Source organism: Paenirhizobium daejeonense (assembly GCF_014280875.1).
Classification (GTDB): domain Bacteria; phylum Pseudomonadota; class Alphaproteobacteria; order Rhizobiales; family Rhizobiaceae; genus Allorhizobium; species Allorhizobium daejeonense.
Genome location: NZ_JACLAL010000003.1, coordinates 524,777 through 539,242 on the forward strand (window position 1 = coordinate 524,777; position 14,466 = coordinate 539,242).

The window sequence follows — 14,466 nt, forward strand, 5'->3', positions numbered from 1 at the left end:
TGAGGGCAAAGCCGATAGGCCTGTTCTCAATCCACATGCAGGACATTCGCCGCCTTGACCGCCGCGGAGGCCCGGTTTTCGACGCCGAGTTTTACGTAGATCTGCTCAAGGTGCTTGTTCACCGTGCGGGCCGAAAGACCGAGGATGTCGCCGATGTCGCGGTTGGATTTGCCTTTGGCAATCCAGAGCAGCACCTCGGATTCCCGCTGGGTGAGGGCGAAATGGCGGCGTAGCGTCTCATCGTCGCTGGTGCGATTGGAGACGGTCAGGCGAAACAGGTATTCGTCGGAACCGATGGCGCCAAGATAGCCGAGTTGCAGGGCCGCGCCGCCGCCGTGGGTAAATGTGAAGCTGCTTTCGGCCTGCGCGCCGGCACTCTCGCGCTTCGACATCCAGTCCGCGATCGCACGTGCCACGAGATCCAGACCATCGGAGCGACTGGTGGCGGTTTCGGCAAGCCGGGTCGCCTGCGGTGTCGACCAGTGGATGCTGCCGTCGCCTTTCACCGCAAGCAGGTGGCGGCCGGCGGCGTCGAGCGCCACGCGCGCGCTCTGGGCCGAGCGGGCGTTGGTGAGGTGCACCCGGATGCGGGCGCGAAGTTCATCGATATTGATCGGCTTGGTGAGATAGTCGACGCCGCCCGATTCCAGCGCATGCACGATATGCTCAGTCTCCGAGAGACCGGTCATGAAGATCACCGGTACCTGGGCGACGGCGGCGTCTTCCTTCAATCTGCGGCAGGTCTCGAAGCCGTCCATGCCGGGCATTACGGCATCGAGCAGGATGATGTCAGGACTGATGCGGGCGACGATGGAAAGCGCGACCTGTCCGGAGGTAGCGATCAGCACGGAAAAGCCCGCCTGTTCCAGCGCGTCGGTCAGAAAGCCGAGCGCTTCCGGGCTGTCGTCGACCAACAGAACGATGTCGCGGGGCCGGGCGGCATCAACCACGGGGTTCCTCCTTGCCTGGCTGGAACGTCTTAAGGAAGGCGATGTAGCCCGTCATGTCGAAACCCTGCACGAAGCTTTTCGATGTCTCGACGAAGGCCGCATTGCCATCCAGTCTGGCGAGATCCGCCAGTTTCGCCTCGATGCCGCGCACATAGCCGATTTCCCCGAGTCGCAGCAACTCTTCCAGATGGGCCGGTCCCGGCGAACGGGGTTTTGTCGGGGCGGGCATGGCGGGCGCGGGAGGCATCTCGTCGGCATAGATCCAGTCGAGCCCGAGATAAAGCGCCAGCTTGTCGCGTAGACGCTTGACGTCGACCGGCTTGGCGATGGCGTCGTTGTGGCCGTCACCGCCCGGCGCGGGGGCGTCGCCGATATTGGCCGAGAGCATGAGGACGGGGGCGGTCTGGCCGGTTTCCCGCAGCTTCTCGACGAGCTGCCAGCCGTTCATGCCGGGCATGGAAATATCGACGAGAAAGAGGTCGGGCTTGATCCCCTCGATCAGTGTCAGGCAATCGGGGCCGCTGGTCGCGGTCAGGACGACGAAGTCGAGGGGAGCCAGAACCTCGCGCATCAGGTCTCGATGGTCCTCGTTATCGTCGACCACGACGATGGTACGGCGTGGGCCGGTATAGGAGACGATCTTTCTTTCCGGGGCAGGGGCCGTGCTCGGCCGTTCGATTGCCGAGAGCATCAGCCGGACCTTGAAGGACGAGCCCTTGCCGGGCTCGCTCGTCACAGCGATTTCGCCGCCGAGCGTGTTGGTGAGCAGCTTGGTGATGGTCAGCCCCAGTCCGAGACCGGGTTGCGGTTTGACGATTTCGGCCTCGCCACGCTGGAAGGGCTCGTAGATGCGGTTGAGATCGCGTTCGGAAATGCCGCGGCCGGTATCGGAGATGGTGAAGGTTGCAACCTGGCTGCGATAACCGACGTCGAAACGCACAGTTCCTTCTTCGGTGAACTTGATCGCGTTGGAGAGCAGGTTGACGAGGATCTGGCGAAGCCGCTTCTCGTCGGTGCGGACATATTGCGGCAGTGCGCGCGAGCGATCGTGCTCGAAGATCAGGTCCTTGACGGCGGCCTGCGGCGCGAACATGTCGATGAGCTGGTCGAGAAAATCCTGAATGTTCAGTTCGTTCGAAAACACCTGCAGGCGGCCGGCCTCGATCTTGGAGATGTCCAGCAGTCCGTCGATCAGGCCGGAGAGGTGGTCGGCGGACCGCCTGATGACCTTGATCGCTGATTGCCGCGGTGCGGGGATCGTCTCGTCGTGTTCGAGGATCTGGGCATAGCCCATGACGGCGTTGAGCGGCGTGCGCAGTTCGTGGGAGAGACCGACGACGTAGCGGCTCTTAGCCCGGTTCGCGGCTTCGGCCGTCTCCTTGGCGGTCTGTAGCGCGGCATCGGTCTTGCGGTGGGCGGCGATTTCCTTCAGCAGCAGGGTGTTCTGGCGGGAGGATTCCTCCTCGGCGACGACGCGGCTGTCATGGGCGAGAACGTAGAACCAGCTGGCGATGCCGGAGATCACCGAGAATACGAAGAAGACGATCAGAACCGTACGGTTGACGACTTCGGCGGTATCGGGTGAGCGAGAGGCGACTTGATGGGCGATAAGCGCGAGGATCGCGCCGATCACGGAAATGGCGATGACGGAGGTGATGGCATATCTGCCGAGGCGCGTGGATAGCCACGCAATCATGTCCTGCGGCAGCAGGCGCGCGGCGACCGCCGCCGTCTGGGCGTTGAGCTTTGCCTGCGGCTTGCACATGTCGTGGCAGCGGCTGTCGAGCGAACAGCAGAGCGAGCAGATCGGCGCCGCATAGGCGGGACACCATGCCATATCCTCCGGCTCGAAGGGGTGTTCGCAGATCGAGCAGGTGATCGAACCCAGCGTCTTCCAGCTCTGGCGCGGCTTGCGGGCGAGATAGAATTTGCCACGCGTGCCCCATGCGATCAGCGGCGAGATCACGAAGGAAAGAAGCGTGATGTACGTGGCAAGCGATGCCATCAGCGGACCGAACAGGCCGAAATGGGCGGCGAGCGCCACGCCGGAGGAAAGAAGCAATGTACCGCAGCCGACGGGATTGATGTCGTAGAGGTGGGCGCGCTTGAATTCGATGCCGGGAGGCGCGAGACCCATAGGCTTGTTGACGAAGAGATCGGCGGAAATCGTGCAGAGCCACGCCATGGCAATGATGGAGAAGATGCCGAGCGTCTCCTCCAGCAGCCGGTATATGCCGAGTTCCATCAGCAGCAGTGCGATCGCCACGTTGAAGACCAGCCATACGACGCGGCCGGGATGGCTGTGGGTCAGCCGCGAGAAGAAGTTCGACCACGCCAGTGAGCCGGCATAGGCGTTCATGACATTGATCTTGAGCTGCGAGATCACCACGAAACAGGCCATCAGCAGCATGGCTGCGGTGTTGTTGGGGATCATGTAGCCGAAGGCGGCAAGATACATGTGCGCCGGGTCGGCCGCTTCGCGGGCGGGAACGCCGGTCGAAAGCGTCAGCACCGCGAGGAAGGAGCCTGCGAGCAGCTTCGGAACGCCGAGCACCACCCAGCCCGAACCAGCAAGGAAGACGGCGAAGCGATGGCGGAACTTTCGCCCGCCTTCGGGCGGCAGGAAGCGCAGGAAGTCCACCTGCTCGCCGATCTGCGGCATCAGCGCCAGAATGACGGCGGAGGCCGCACCGAACTCCAGGAGATCGAAGGGGGCTATGCCGCCGGTCTGGGCATTGGAATGGCCGATACCGGCGAATGCGCGCCAGAGATCGAATTTTTCCCAGTCGGCAAAGGCGATGAAGATAAAGGGCAGGATGTTGAGGACGATCCAGAAGGGCTGGGTCAGTAGCTGAAAGCGGGAGATGAGCTGCACGCCGTAGGTGACGAGGGGGATGACCACCATGGCCGAGACGATGTAGCCGATCCACAGCGGTATGCCGAAGGCAAGCTCCAGCGCGCCGGTCATGATCGATGCCTCGATCGCAAACAGCATGAAGGTGAAGCTCGCATAGATCAGCGAGGTAATGGTGGAGCCGATATAGCCGAAGCCCGCACCACGGGTCAGGAGATCGATATCGACACCGTGGCGGATAGCGTATCGGCTGATGGGCAAGCCCACGACCAGCATGGCGATGGCCGCCGCGAGAATGGCGAAGACCGCATTGGTGGTGCCGTAGGACAGCGTGATCGTGCCACCGATCGCTTCCAGGGCCAGAAAGGATATGGCGCCGATGGCTGTCTGCGAAATCCGGCTGGAGGAAAACTTGCGGGCACTCTTGGCCGTGAAACGCAACGCATAGTCTTCCAGCGTCTGATTGGCCACCCAGCGATTATATTCGCGGCGTACGGGGATGATGCGTTGGCGTGCGGCCATGCCTAAAAACTGGTGTCCGATTGAGAGTGATTGCGGATTAGGCAGTCTTTCCGGGAATGACCGGAATTGCAAGGGGCGGGGAAGGAAGGGTACTGCCTGCAACAATGTATGGAAGGGGTGGAAACAGGGCGGCAGAACGGTTTCATGACGGAAAGTGTCACAATTTATCCGCTATTCCGACAAAGATGGTCGAGATTTCGGTTCTGGCCAAGGTAAGCGTGGGGAGAGGGGCTTGCGTTGCGCCGGTTGCCGTCTGTAAACCGATAAGCATGTTTTCCAGTTTCAATCCTGAACGCCATGGAGCCTGATGTGGCTGCACCCTTTTCCGCCGATTCCAATACTCCCGAGCCGAAGCAGACCTTTGCAACCGATGGCATCGCGCCAATGGATCGGCCGAGCGCCATCACGCGTGCCTTCATGGGCATCGTCGCATGGGCGGAAGGCCTGAACCTAAAATACGCGAAGCTCGGCAATCCCCCTGTCTATGACAATGCGACCTTCCCCTGGGCGAAGGAAATCGAAAAGGCCGCGCCGGCGATCCGCGCCGAACTAGACCGCATTCTCCTGCGCAAGAACGAGCTGCCGACATTTCAGGACATTTCCACCGACGTAAAAACGATCTCGACCGACAATGGCTGGAAGACTTTCTTTCTGCTCGGCTTCGGTGTGAAGTCGGAACAGAACATCAAGGCCTGCCCGGAAACGTGGAAGGCGATGCAGAAGATCCCAGGCCTGACGACGGTGATGTTCTCGATCTTCGAGCCGGGCAAGCACCTGCCGCCGCATCGCGGTCCCTATAACGGCGTGCTGCGCCTTCATCTCGGCATGATCGTTCCGGAAAACACCGGCGACAACCTTGCCATTCGCGTCAAGGATCAGATTTGCCACTGGGAAGAGGGCAAGGTCCTGATTTTCGACGATGCCTATGAGCATGAGGCGTGGAACCACACCGACAAGACGCGCGTCGTTCTGTTTGTCGATTTCGTCAAGCCGCTCAAATTCCCGGCACGACTGGTCAACTGGCTGCTGATGAACATGGCGATCTTTACGCCCTTCATCCGCGAAGGCCTCGACAACCACAAGGAATGGGAAAAGAAGTTCTACGCCGAAGCCGAGGCGCTGCGGAACCGCCCGAACTGAGGGGTGCGGAGCGAGGCTTTCATCTGCGAGGGGGGCATTCAAGCCCCCTTCTTGCTGCCTGCTTCATGACGCACGCGCCCACGGCGGTATCCTGTCGATTCGATGACGCTCGAGTGAGGGCCGTGTTTTTGGAAAACGCAAAAAATAGTGCGGCAAATCCCATATTTTCCGGTCATTCGCCTTGTCATGCCGCGCTTGGGGTCTATAGCGGGACGCACAAACACTCTCTGAAATCCACGGTTCCAAAATCATGATGGAAATCTTCACTGCCGCAGGCTTTGCGGCACTTCTTCAGGTCATTGCTGTCGATCTTGTTCTTGCCGGCGACAATGCCATCGTCATCGGTCTCGCTGCTGCCGGTCTTCCCGATCACCAACGCCAGAAGGCCATTCTCGTCGGCATCGGCGCTGCAACCATTCTGCGCATCACGTTTGCGACGATCACCGCCTATCTCCTTGGCGTCGTCGGCCTGCAATTGATTGGCGGCCTGCTGCTCGCCTGGGTCTGCTGGAAGATGTGGAGCGAACTGCGCGAAGCGGCCCATGAGCCTCACAAGCAGGGTGAGACCGACGATACCGAATATAACGTCAAGCAGAAGACCTTCATGCAAGCCGCGATGCAGATCGTCGTCGCCGACGTTTCCATGTCGCTCGACAACGTTCTGGCCGTTGCCGGCGCTGCCGCCGAGCACACCAGCGTCCTCATCATCGGCCTCATCCTGTCGATCGGTCTGATGGGGCTTGCCGCGAGCCTCGTTGCGCGCCTGCTGCACCGTCACCGTTGGATTGCCTATGTCGGCCTCGGCGTTATCGCCTATGTGACGGTGAATATGATCTACCATGGTGCGATCGAGGTCTGGCCGATCGTTACGAACTGGCTTGCCTGAAAAACAACCCATCTTCGCAGATATTCTGACCGCGCCGGCTTTCCTCAACGGGAGGCCGGCGTTGTCGTTTCGGAGCCTAGCGCAACGGCACCCGTTAACTTCCCCCTTTGGTACGTCAAACGACGTATACGGTTTTGCGCTGCAGCGTCGGATAGTGCCTCTCAGCAACGGTTAAAGCTTTTTAACCTTTCGTTGCAGAACAAGGAGAGGGGCTCAATCCATGAAACTCAAGGCGAAATTCACCGGCGCGCTGCTCGGCGCCATGCTGTCCACGACGGCTTTCCATGGCGCGCTTGCTGCCGACGACACGATCAAGATCGGCGTTCTGCATTCGCTGTCCGGCACGATGGCGATTTCCGAGACCACGCTGAAGGACGCCATGTTGATGCTTGTTGAAGAGCAGAACAAGAAGGGTGGCGTTCTCGGCAAGAAGCTCGAAGCCGTGGTCGTCGACCCGGCCTCCGACTGGCCGCTTTTCGCTGAAAAGGCCCGCCAGCTGATCTCCCAGGACAAGGTCGCAGCCGTCTTCGGTTGCTGGACATCTTCTTCCCGCAAGTCCGTTCTTCCGGTCTTCGAAGAGCTGAACTCGATCCTTTTCTATCCCGTCCAGTACGAAGGTGAAGAATCCTCCCGCAATATCTTCTACACCGGTGCCGCTCCGAACCAGCAGGCTATCCCGGCCGTTGATTATCTCGCCAACACCGAAGGCGTCGAGCGCTGGGTTCTGGCCGGCACGGACTATGTCTATCCGCAGACCACCAACAAGATCCTGAAGGCCTACCTGATGTCGAAGGGCGTCAAGGAAGAGGATATCATGATCAACTACACGCCGTTCGGTCATTCCGACTGGCAGACGATCGTGTCCGACATCAAGAAGTTCGGCTCGGCCGGCAAGAAGACCGCCGTCGTTTCCACCATCAATGGCGACGCCAACGTTCCCTTCTACAAGGAACTCGCCAACCAGGGCATCAAGGCAGAAGACATTCCGGTCGTCGCCTTCTCGGTCGGTGAAGAAGAGCTCGCCGGTCTCGACACCGCTCCGCTGGTCGGCCACCTTGCGGCCTGGAACTACTTCCAGTCGGTCGATTCCGAGGTCAATGCCGAGTTCATCAAGGAATGGCACGCCTTCACCAAGAACGACAAGCGCGTGACCAACGACCCGATGGAAGCCGCCTATATCGGCTTTAACGCATGGGTCAAGGCCGTCGAGGCCGCCGGCACGACCGATACCGATGCCGTGCTCGACTCGATCATCGGCGTTTCTGTTCCGAACCTCTCGGGCGGCTATTCCACCGTCATGCCGAACCATCACATCACCAAGCCGGTGCTGATCGGCGAAATCCAGGCCGACGGCCAGTTCGACATCGTTCAGCAAACCCCGCAGGTGGTTGGCGACGAATGGTCCGACTATCTGCCCGACTCGAAGGACCTGATCTCCGATTGGCGCAAGCCGATGTCGTGCGGCAACTTCAACGTTGCCACCGGCAAGTGCGGCGGCAAGGGCAGCTGATCCGCGTGAAGCACTAGGGGAGGCGTATCTCTCCCCAACCCCTCCCCGTCAGGGGAGGGGCTTTTTCGATACCCGTCCATGCTTGAACCGGCAGGAGGCGGCGCCGCGGTTCTTCTCCCTTTCCGTGGGGAGCTGACCAGCAGGTTAGAAGGGGTGTTCAAACCACCTCACCTCCCGCTGGATGTGTGAAACGGTCACGAGATGCCGGAATTGCGGGCGCGATCGCAGGACGGCCGGGCGGCGGATGAGGGGCGACATGATGACATTATCCAATTTACTCAAACTACTGTTTCTCTGGCTGGTTCTGGCCTTCGGCACCCTGCCTGCCCATGCTGCGGATGATGCTGCGACGCTCATCAACGCGCTCGGCAATGCCTCGTTTCCCGAGGCCGAGAAGATCATCGGCGATCTCGGAAAGACCGGTGATCCCAAGGTTGTGCCGGCGCTCGAGGCGCTGGGTGAAGGGGATCTCTACGCGAGAAAGTCGGACGGCAACGTGTTCATCACGAAAGCCGCAGGATCCAAGCTCTCTCTCATCGATCCGATGTCCGGCGAAGTCGTCGGCGAGGAGAGCAAGGGCGCTCTCACCAAGATCAAGGTCAACAACAATCTCCGCCGCGCGATCCGTTCCGCGCAGGGCGGGCTGACGCTGATGAGCCCCGACCGCGCCGTCAGGCTGCAGGCGGCGGCTTCCGTTCTCAAATCCCCCAGCGCCGACAATCTCGAGCTTCTGGAGAGCGCGCTTGCCGAGGAAAAGGACGGCGAGGTGCGTTCGCTACTCGAACAGGCGCGCGCCGTCTCGATCATGGGGTCCGACCGTCCGCTTGCAGACAAGCAGGCGGCAATCGCCGTGATCGAAGGGATCGGCGGACGCGATGCGATCGGCATCCTGATGGCTGCCTCGGCCAATGCCGACGACGCGTTGAAGGCTGACATCGATACCGCGATCCGTACCATCGAGGACAAGCTGGCGTTATGGGACGGCGTGCAGAATGTCATTTACGGCGTTTCGCTCGGTTCCGTCCTGCTGCTCGCCGCAATCGGCCTCGCCATCACTTTCGGCGTCATGGGCATCATCAACATGGCGCATGGCGAGATGGTCATGCTCGGCGCTTACTCCACCTTCGTGGTGCAGGAGGTGATCCGCAACAATTACCCTGGCCTGTTCGACTGGTCGCTCGCCATCGCGCTACCGGTCGCCTTCATCGTGACGGGGGCCGTCGGCCTCGTGATCGAGCGCGGCGTCATCCGCTTTCTTTACGGCCGGCCGCTTGAAACCATGCTTGCCACCTGGGGCATTTCGCTGATCCTGCAACAGGCGATCCGCTCGATCTTCGGACCGACCAACCAGGAAGTCGGCAGCCCGTCGTGGATGTCCGGTTCCTTCGCGCTCGGCGACCTTACCGTCACCTGGAACCGGCTGTGGATCACCGTCTTCTCGCTGACGATCTTCCTCGGTCTGCTGGTGCTGATGAAGCGGTCTGCCTTCGGCCTGCAGATGCGGGCGGTTACCCAGAACCGTCGCATGGCGTCCTCGATGGGTATCCGCACCCCCTGGGTCGATGCCTTCACCTTTGCGCTCGGGTCCGGCATCGCTGGCATTGCCGGCGTCGCGCTCAGCCAGATCGACAACGTTTCCCCGAACCTCGGCCAGTCCTACATCATCGACAGCTTCATGGTCGTGGTGTTTGGCGGCGTTGGCAATCTCTGGGGCACGCTGGTCGGCGCCCTGTCGCTCGGCATCCTGAACAAGCTGCTTGAACCGTCGGTCGGTGCCGTGCTCGGCAAGATCCTCGTTCTCGTCCTGATCATCCTGTTCATCCAGAAAAGACCGCGCGGCCTCTTCGCGCTCAAGGGGAGGGCTATCGAAGCATGATGACCGGTTTTATCTTCCGCGCCCTCGAACGCAGGATCGTCATCGCTATCTCGATCCTGATGGCCGTCGCGATGCTTGTCCCGGCGCTCAACCTTCTGGTTCCGCCGGACAGCTTCCTGCACATCCCGACCTATGCCGTCTCGCTGATGGGCAAGTATCTCTGCTATGCGCTGCTGGCGCTGGCACTCGATCTGGTCTGGGGCTATTGCGGCATTCTCTCGCTCGGCCACGGCGCGTTCTTCGCGCTCGGCGGTTATGCCATGGGCATGTATCTGATGCGCCAGATCGGTTCGCGCGGTGTTTACGGCAATCCGATCCTGCCTGACTTCATGGTGTTCCTGAACTGGAAAGAGCTGCCGTGGTTCTGGCACGGCTTCGACATGTTCCCCTTCGCCATGGTGATGGTGCTTTTCGTGCCGGGCCTGCTCGCCTTCGTCTTCGGCTGGTTCGCCTTCCGCTCCCGCGTCAACGGCGTCTATCTGTCGATCATCACCCAGGCGATGACCTACGCCCTGTTGCTGGCCTTCTTCCGCAACGACATGGGTTTCGGCGGCAATAACGGCCTCACCGACTTCAAGGAAATCGTCGGTTTCAACGTACAGGCCGATGGCACCCGCGCCGTGCTGTTTGCAAGTTCCGCCCTGATGCTGGCGCTCTGCCTGCTGATTTCCTCCGGCATCGTGCGCTCCAAGTTTGGCAAAGTGCTTGTAGGCGTGCGGGACGCGGAAAGCCGCACGCGCTTCCTCGGCTACCGGGTCGAGAACATCAAGCTCTTCACCTTCGTCGTCTCGGCGATGATGGCGGGCATCGCCGGCGCGCTGTTCGTGCCGCAGGTCGGCATCATCAACCCCGGCGAATTCGCGCCCGCCAACTCCATCGAGGTGGTGGTGTGGACCGCGGTCGGCGGCCGCGGAACGCTGATCGGGCCGATCATCGGTGCGCTCATGGTCAATGCCGGCAAGAGCTATTTCACCGGCGCGTTCCCCGAGCTCTGGCTCTTCGCGCTCGGCGGTCTCTTTATCGGCGTAACGCTGTTCCTGCCCAAGGGCATTGTCGGGACGATCCAGCAGAAGACCATGGCGCGGCGCGACATCAAGACGGTAACCAGGGCGGAAGAGGGTGGCGTTGCGGCCACCGTCGGCCAGGCAGCGGAGTAAGGACGATGGAGGAGAAAAAACCGACGAGCCTTCTTTATCTCAATGGCGTGTCCGTTTCCTTCGACGGGTTCAAGGCGCTGAACTCGCTTTCGCTGGTTATCGAGCCGGGTGAACTGAGAGCGATCATCGGCCCGAACGGCGCCGGCAAGACCACGATGATGGATATCATCACTGGCAAGACGCGGCCCGACGAGGGCGAGGTCTTCTTCAACGGCGAGATCGACCTGACCAAGAAGGACGAGGCTGACATTGCCCAGCTCGGCATCGGGCGCAAGTTCCAGAAGCCGACCGTGTTCGAAAGCCATACCGTCTGGGACAATCTGGAGCTGGCGCTTAACCGCGACCGCGGCGTGTTCGCCACGCTGTTCTACCGGCTGACGGCGGATGACAAGGCGCGTATCGAAGAGATCCTGGAGATCGTCCGGCTGACGGCGCGCAAGGACGATCTCGCCGCAAACCTTTCCCACGGCCAGAAGCAATGGCTGGAGATCGGCATGCTGCTGGCGCAGGAGCCCAAACTTCTTCTGGTCGACGAGCCGGTCGCCGGCATGACGGACGCCGAGACTGCTGAAACCGCGCTTCTTCTCAAGCAGATCGCCAAGACGCGTTCGGTCGTGGTGGTCGAGCACGACATGGGTTTCATTCGCGATCTCGGAGTGAAGGTCACCTGCCTCGCGGAAGGCTCGGTCCTTGCCGAGGGATCGATCGATTTCGTCTCGAACGACCCGAAGGTCATAGAGAACTATCTGGGGCGCTAACCTGTTCACGCTCCGGAGACCCCGCCTTTCTCCCCACCCCGGGAGAGGGGCGGGGTGCCAGGGACGGCGGCGTCTTTGCAGGTCAAGAATTCAGAGGAACGACGATGCTGACAGTCGACAACATCAACCTTCATTACGGAGCCGCGCAGGCGCTGCGTGGCGTATCGATCAAGGCCGAGATGGGCAAGATCACCTGCGTGCTGGGGCGCAACGGGGTGGGCAAGAGTTCGTTGCTGCGTGCCGTTACGGGCCAGCATCCCATCTCGGCCGGAACGATTTCCTTCGAAGGTGAGGCGCTCAACGGTCTTGCCCCATTCAACCGGGCGCGGGCCGGTGTCGGTTATGTACCGCAGGGGCGCGAGATCTTTCCGCTGCTGACGGTGAAGGAAAACCTCGAGACTGGCTATGCTCCACTCACGCGCAAGGACCGTTATATTCCGAACGAGATCTTCAGCCTCTTTCCGATCCTGCAGACAATGCTGGGCCGGCGCGGCGGCGATCTTTCGGGCGGGCAGCAGCAGCAGCTCGCAATCGGTCGCGCCATGGTGACGCGGCCGAAGATCCTCGTGCTCGACGAACCGACGGAAGGCATCCAGCCGTCGATCATCAAGGATATCGGCCGGGCAATCCGCTACCTCAGGGATTCCACCGGGATGGCGATCCTGCTGGTCGAGCAATATCTGGATTTCTGCCGGGAGCTCGCCGATCACGTCTACATCATGGATCGCGGCGAGATCGTGCATACGGGGCCGGCCGAAACACTGGATACGCCGGAAGCCCGGCGACACCTGACGGTCTGATAGTGCATGCTGGATTGACGATTTATTAGGTTTTACTGCTTGATGCTGTGGCATGACGTGGTATTTTCCCGCATCTGCGAACAGAAGGCGTATCCATGACATCCAGCACGGTTTTCAACCGCGTGCGGTCGACTGGCATTGTCCGGTTGGTCGTTTCGGGGCTTCTCTTTCTTGCTGCCGGCGTTGGCAGTGCCCTTGCCGCCGGTTGCGGCGCTTCCTTCCCGGCAGGTCGCCACGATCTGTCGCTCGATATCAACGGCCAGACGCGTTCTGCCGTCTATTTCATTCCGTCGAACTATAGCGGGAAACGCAAGGTTCCCGTGGTTTTCGATTTTCACGGCAGCAACAGCAATCCCGATGGTCAGATGAATCGCAGCCAGTGGGACAAGGTAGCCGAGCGCGAGGGCTTCATCGTCATGGCGCTTCAGGGCAGTCTGCCCGGTGAGTTCAAGGGTACGAATGCCTGGAATGTTCCCGGCGTCACCAAGGCCGCGGGGCTGGATGAAGGTGCCTTCATCCGCACAGCGGTCCATTACGCGACCGAGACCTTCTGCGTGGATGCTTCCCGCATCTATGCTTCCGGCTATTCGGGCGGTGGCCGCATGCTGTCGCAATATGTCTGCGACGGCTACGGCGATTTCGCCGCTGCCGGCTTCGTCATGGGGCTTCGCGCCGGTTATCCCGAACAGGAAGATGGCGTATGGCGTCCGCGCAAGGCAAGCTGCCATCCGGCGAAACCTGTCTCCATCATCGCCTTTTCCGGCCTCAAGGACGACGTCAATCCCTTTGGCGGCGGCGGCAAGGCCTACTGGCAATATGGCGGGGAAGTGGCTTTGAAACGCTGGGCCGAACTCAACGGATGCGATCCGCATCCGCGTGGGGAGAAGGGAGAGTCGGCGACGTTTTCCGCCTATTACGGCTGCAAGGCCGGAACGAGCGTGATTTCCTACGTGATCAAGGATGCCGATCACTCCTGGCCGGGCGACCGGGTTCGCTTCCGGCTGGCCGGTGCACAGGGAGAAAAGATCCGGGAGGTTGATGCGACGGGAAGAATGTGGGACTTCTTCCGTAATTCGGGTGGCGAACTCCTCGCGGGGACGCCTCAAAAAACGGCGTGCCCGGCCGAGAGGACAACCGTCGGAAAAGAGGCGGGCATACAGGGGAAAACGTGCAGCCAGCAGGTCAAGTCAGACAACAGCGAGCCCGTGGTGACGGACGGCTTGTAAGCAAGGCGCTCGACGGTCGTACGCGCATTGCCGAGCTTTATCAGGAGGGGGCGGCGAAGATCCGCCTCCCGCATACCTTTTCCTCCGAGATGGAGGCGGTCATCATCAATACCGCCGGCGGCCTGACCGGTGGCGACCGGCTGGACTGGTCGTTTTCCGCCGGTGCCGGCACCTTCGTCACCGCCACCACGCAGGCCTGCGAAAAGATCTACAAGGCATCCGTCGGCACGGCCGAGGTCGTTACCCGCATCGATGTGGCGCAGGGCGCTCGCTTCCACTGGCTGCCGCAGGAATCCATCCTGTTCGACCGCGCGTCGCTCACGCGTCGGCTGGAGGTCGATCTCGATGAAAGCGCCGAATTCCTGGCCGTAGAAGCCATTCTTCTCGGACGTAAGGCCATGGGCGAGGCCATGGAAAGCGGCATGGTGCGGGATCGCTGGCGCATTCGCCGTGGCGGCCGGCTCATCCATGCGGAAGACCTGCTCATGGAAGGGGACATGCGGCGCGTGACGGCCGCCGCGCCCGTGCTCTCCGGAGATGTGGCTTTCTCGACATTGCTCTACACAGGGCCTCATGCGGAGGCCTATCTTTCCCCGGTTCGCGATCTTCTGGGCAATGCCGCGGGCGGCGCCAGCCATTGGAACGGAAAACTCGTCGTGCGGCTTGCGGCCGAAGACGGGTTCACCTTGAGAAAAATCCTGATCCCGGTGATTTCGGTCTTGCGCGGCGGCGCGTCTGTGCCGAAAGTCTGGAATCTCTGACGCAGCGCAACAAGAGTGGAACAGCC

General features: G+C 61.1%; 11 protein-coding genes. 9 read left to right on the forward strand and 2 right to left on the reverse strand.

Annotation, left to right across the window (positions count from 1 at the left end):
* Positions 1–26: 26 nt before the first annotated feature.
* On the reverse strand, positions 27–950 hold the full coding sequence (locus H4I99_RS09320) for a response regulator (RefSeq protein ID WP_163900520.1): 924 nt from the start codon (positions 948–950) through the stop codon (positions 27–29).
* Complete coding sequence (locus H4I99_RS09325; RefSeq protein WP_163900517.1) at positions 943–4,326, reverse strand: hybrid sensor histidine kinase/response regulator; 3,384 nt, start codon at positions 4,324–4,326, stop codon at positions 943–945. The genes H4I99_RS09320 and H4I99_RS09325 overlap by 8 nt, the downstream gene beginning before the upstream one ends.
* A 297-nt stretch (positions 4,327–4,623) precedes the next feature.
* On the opposite strand from H4I99_RS09325, the gene olsC reads away from it, so the two are divergent.
* From olsC to H4I99_RS09370, 9 genes are all read left to right on the forward strand, one after another.
* On the forward strand, positions 4,624–5,466 hold the full coding sequence (olsC, locus tag H4I99_RS09330) for an ornithine lipid ester-linked acyl 2-hydroxylase OlsC (protein ID WP_163900516.1): 843 nt from the start codon (positions 4,624–4,626) through the stop codon (positions 5,464–5,466).
* A gap of 253 nt (positions 5,467–5,719) precedes the next feature.
* Positions 5,720–6,352 (forward strand): TerC family protein, encoded by a 633-nt coding sequence (locus tag H4I99_RS09335; RefSeq protein WP_163905797.1) that lies wholly within the window; start codon positions 5,720–5,722, stop codon positions 6,350–6,352.
* A 220-nt stretch (positions 6,353–6,572) separates the two neighbouring features.
* A complete protein-coding gene (urtA, locus tag H4I99_RS09340; RefSeq protein ID WP_163900514.1) occupies positions 6,573–7,862 on the forward strand; it encodes an urea ABC transporter substrate-binding protein in 1,290 nt (429 codons plus the stop codon).
* Positions 7,863–8,121: 259 nt separating this feature from the next.
* Entirely contained in the window at positions 8,122–9,738 is a 1,617-nt protein-coding gene (urtB, locus tag H4I99_RS09345) for an urea ABC transporter permease subunit UrtB (protein WP_163905795.1), read from the forward strand.
* A complete protein-coding gene (gene urtC, locus H4I99_RS09350; protein ID WP_163900512.1) occupies positions 9,735–10,895 on the forward strand; it encodes an urea ABC transporter permease subunit UrtC in 1,161 nt (386 codons plus the stop codon). Before urtB ends, urtC begins: the two co-directional genes overlap by 4 nt.
* A 5-nt stretch (positions 10,896–10,900) precedes the next feature.
* Positions 10,901–11,653, forward strand: coding sequence for an urea ABC transporter ATP-binding protein UrtD (gene urtD / locus H4I99_RS09355; RefSeq protein ID WP_163900510.1), 753 nt, complete (start codon positions 10,901–10,903; stop codon positions 11,651–11,653).
* Positions 11,654–11,757: 104 nt separating this feature from the next.
* Entirely contained in the window at positions 11,758–12,453 is a 696-nt protein-coding gene (urtE, locus tag H4I99_RS09360; protein ID WP_163900508.1) for an urea ABC transporter ATP-binding subunit UrtE, read from the forward strand.
* A 95-nt stretch (positions 12,454–12,548) separates the two neighbouring features.
* On the forward strand, positions 12,549–13,679 hold the full coding sequence (locus H4I99_RS09365) for a CE1 family esterase (protein ID WP_163900506.1): 1,131 nt from the start codon (positions 12,549–12,551) through the stop codon (positions 13,677–13,679).
* The gene (locus tag H4I99_RS09370) at positions 13,622–14,440 is read left to right on the forward strand and encodes an urease accessory protein UreD (protein ID WP_163900505.1); all 819 of its coding nucleotides are present in this window, start codon (positions 13,622–13,624) and stop codon (positions 14,438–14,440) included. The genes H4I99_RS09365 and H4I99_RS09370 overlap by 58 nt, the downstream gene beginning before the upstream one ends.
* The last annotated feature ends 26 nt before the right edge of the window (positions 14,441–14,466 follow it).

What these genes read in the sequence shown, in the direction of transcription:
- H4I99_RS09325 (WP_163900517.1), bottom strand. Translation starts at nt 4,326, where the DNA reads ATGGCCGCACGCCAACGCATCATCCCCGTACGCCGCGAATATAATCGC.
- olsC (WP_163900516.1), top strand. Translation starts at nt 4,624, where the DNA reads ATGGAGCCTGATGTGGCTGCACCCTTTTCCGCCGATTCCAATACTCCC.
- H4I99_RS09335 (WP_163905797.1), top strand. Translation starts at nt 5,720, where the DNA reads ATGGAAATCTTCACTGCCGCAGGCTTTGCGGCACTTCTTCAGGTCATT.
- urtA (WP_163900514.1), top strand. Translation starts at nt 6,573, where the DNA reads ATGAAACTCAAGGCGAAATTCACCGGCGCGCTGCTCGGCGCCATGCTG.
- urtB (WP_163905795.1), top strand. Translation starts at nt 8,122, where the DNA reads ATGACATTATCCAATTTACTCAAACTACTGTTTCTCTGGCTGGTTCTG.
- urtC (WP_163900512.1), top strand. Translation starts at nt 9,735, where the DNA reads ATGATGACCGGTTTTATCTTCCGCGCCCTCGAACGCAGGATCGTCATC.
- urtD (WP_163900510.1), top strand. Translation starts at nt 10,901, where the DNA reads ATGGAGGAGAAAAAACCGACGAGCCTTCTTTATCTCAATGGCGTGTCC.
- urtE (WP_163900508.1), top strand. Translation starts at nt 11,758, where the DNA reads ATGCTGACAGTCGACAACATCAACCTTCATTACGGAGCCGCGCAGGCG.
- H4I99_RS09365 (WP_163900506.1), top strand. Translation starts at nt 12,549, where the DNA reads ATGACATCCAGCACGGTTTTCAACCGCGTGCGGTCGACTGGCATTGTC.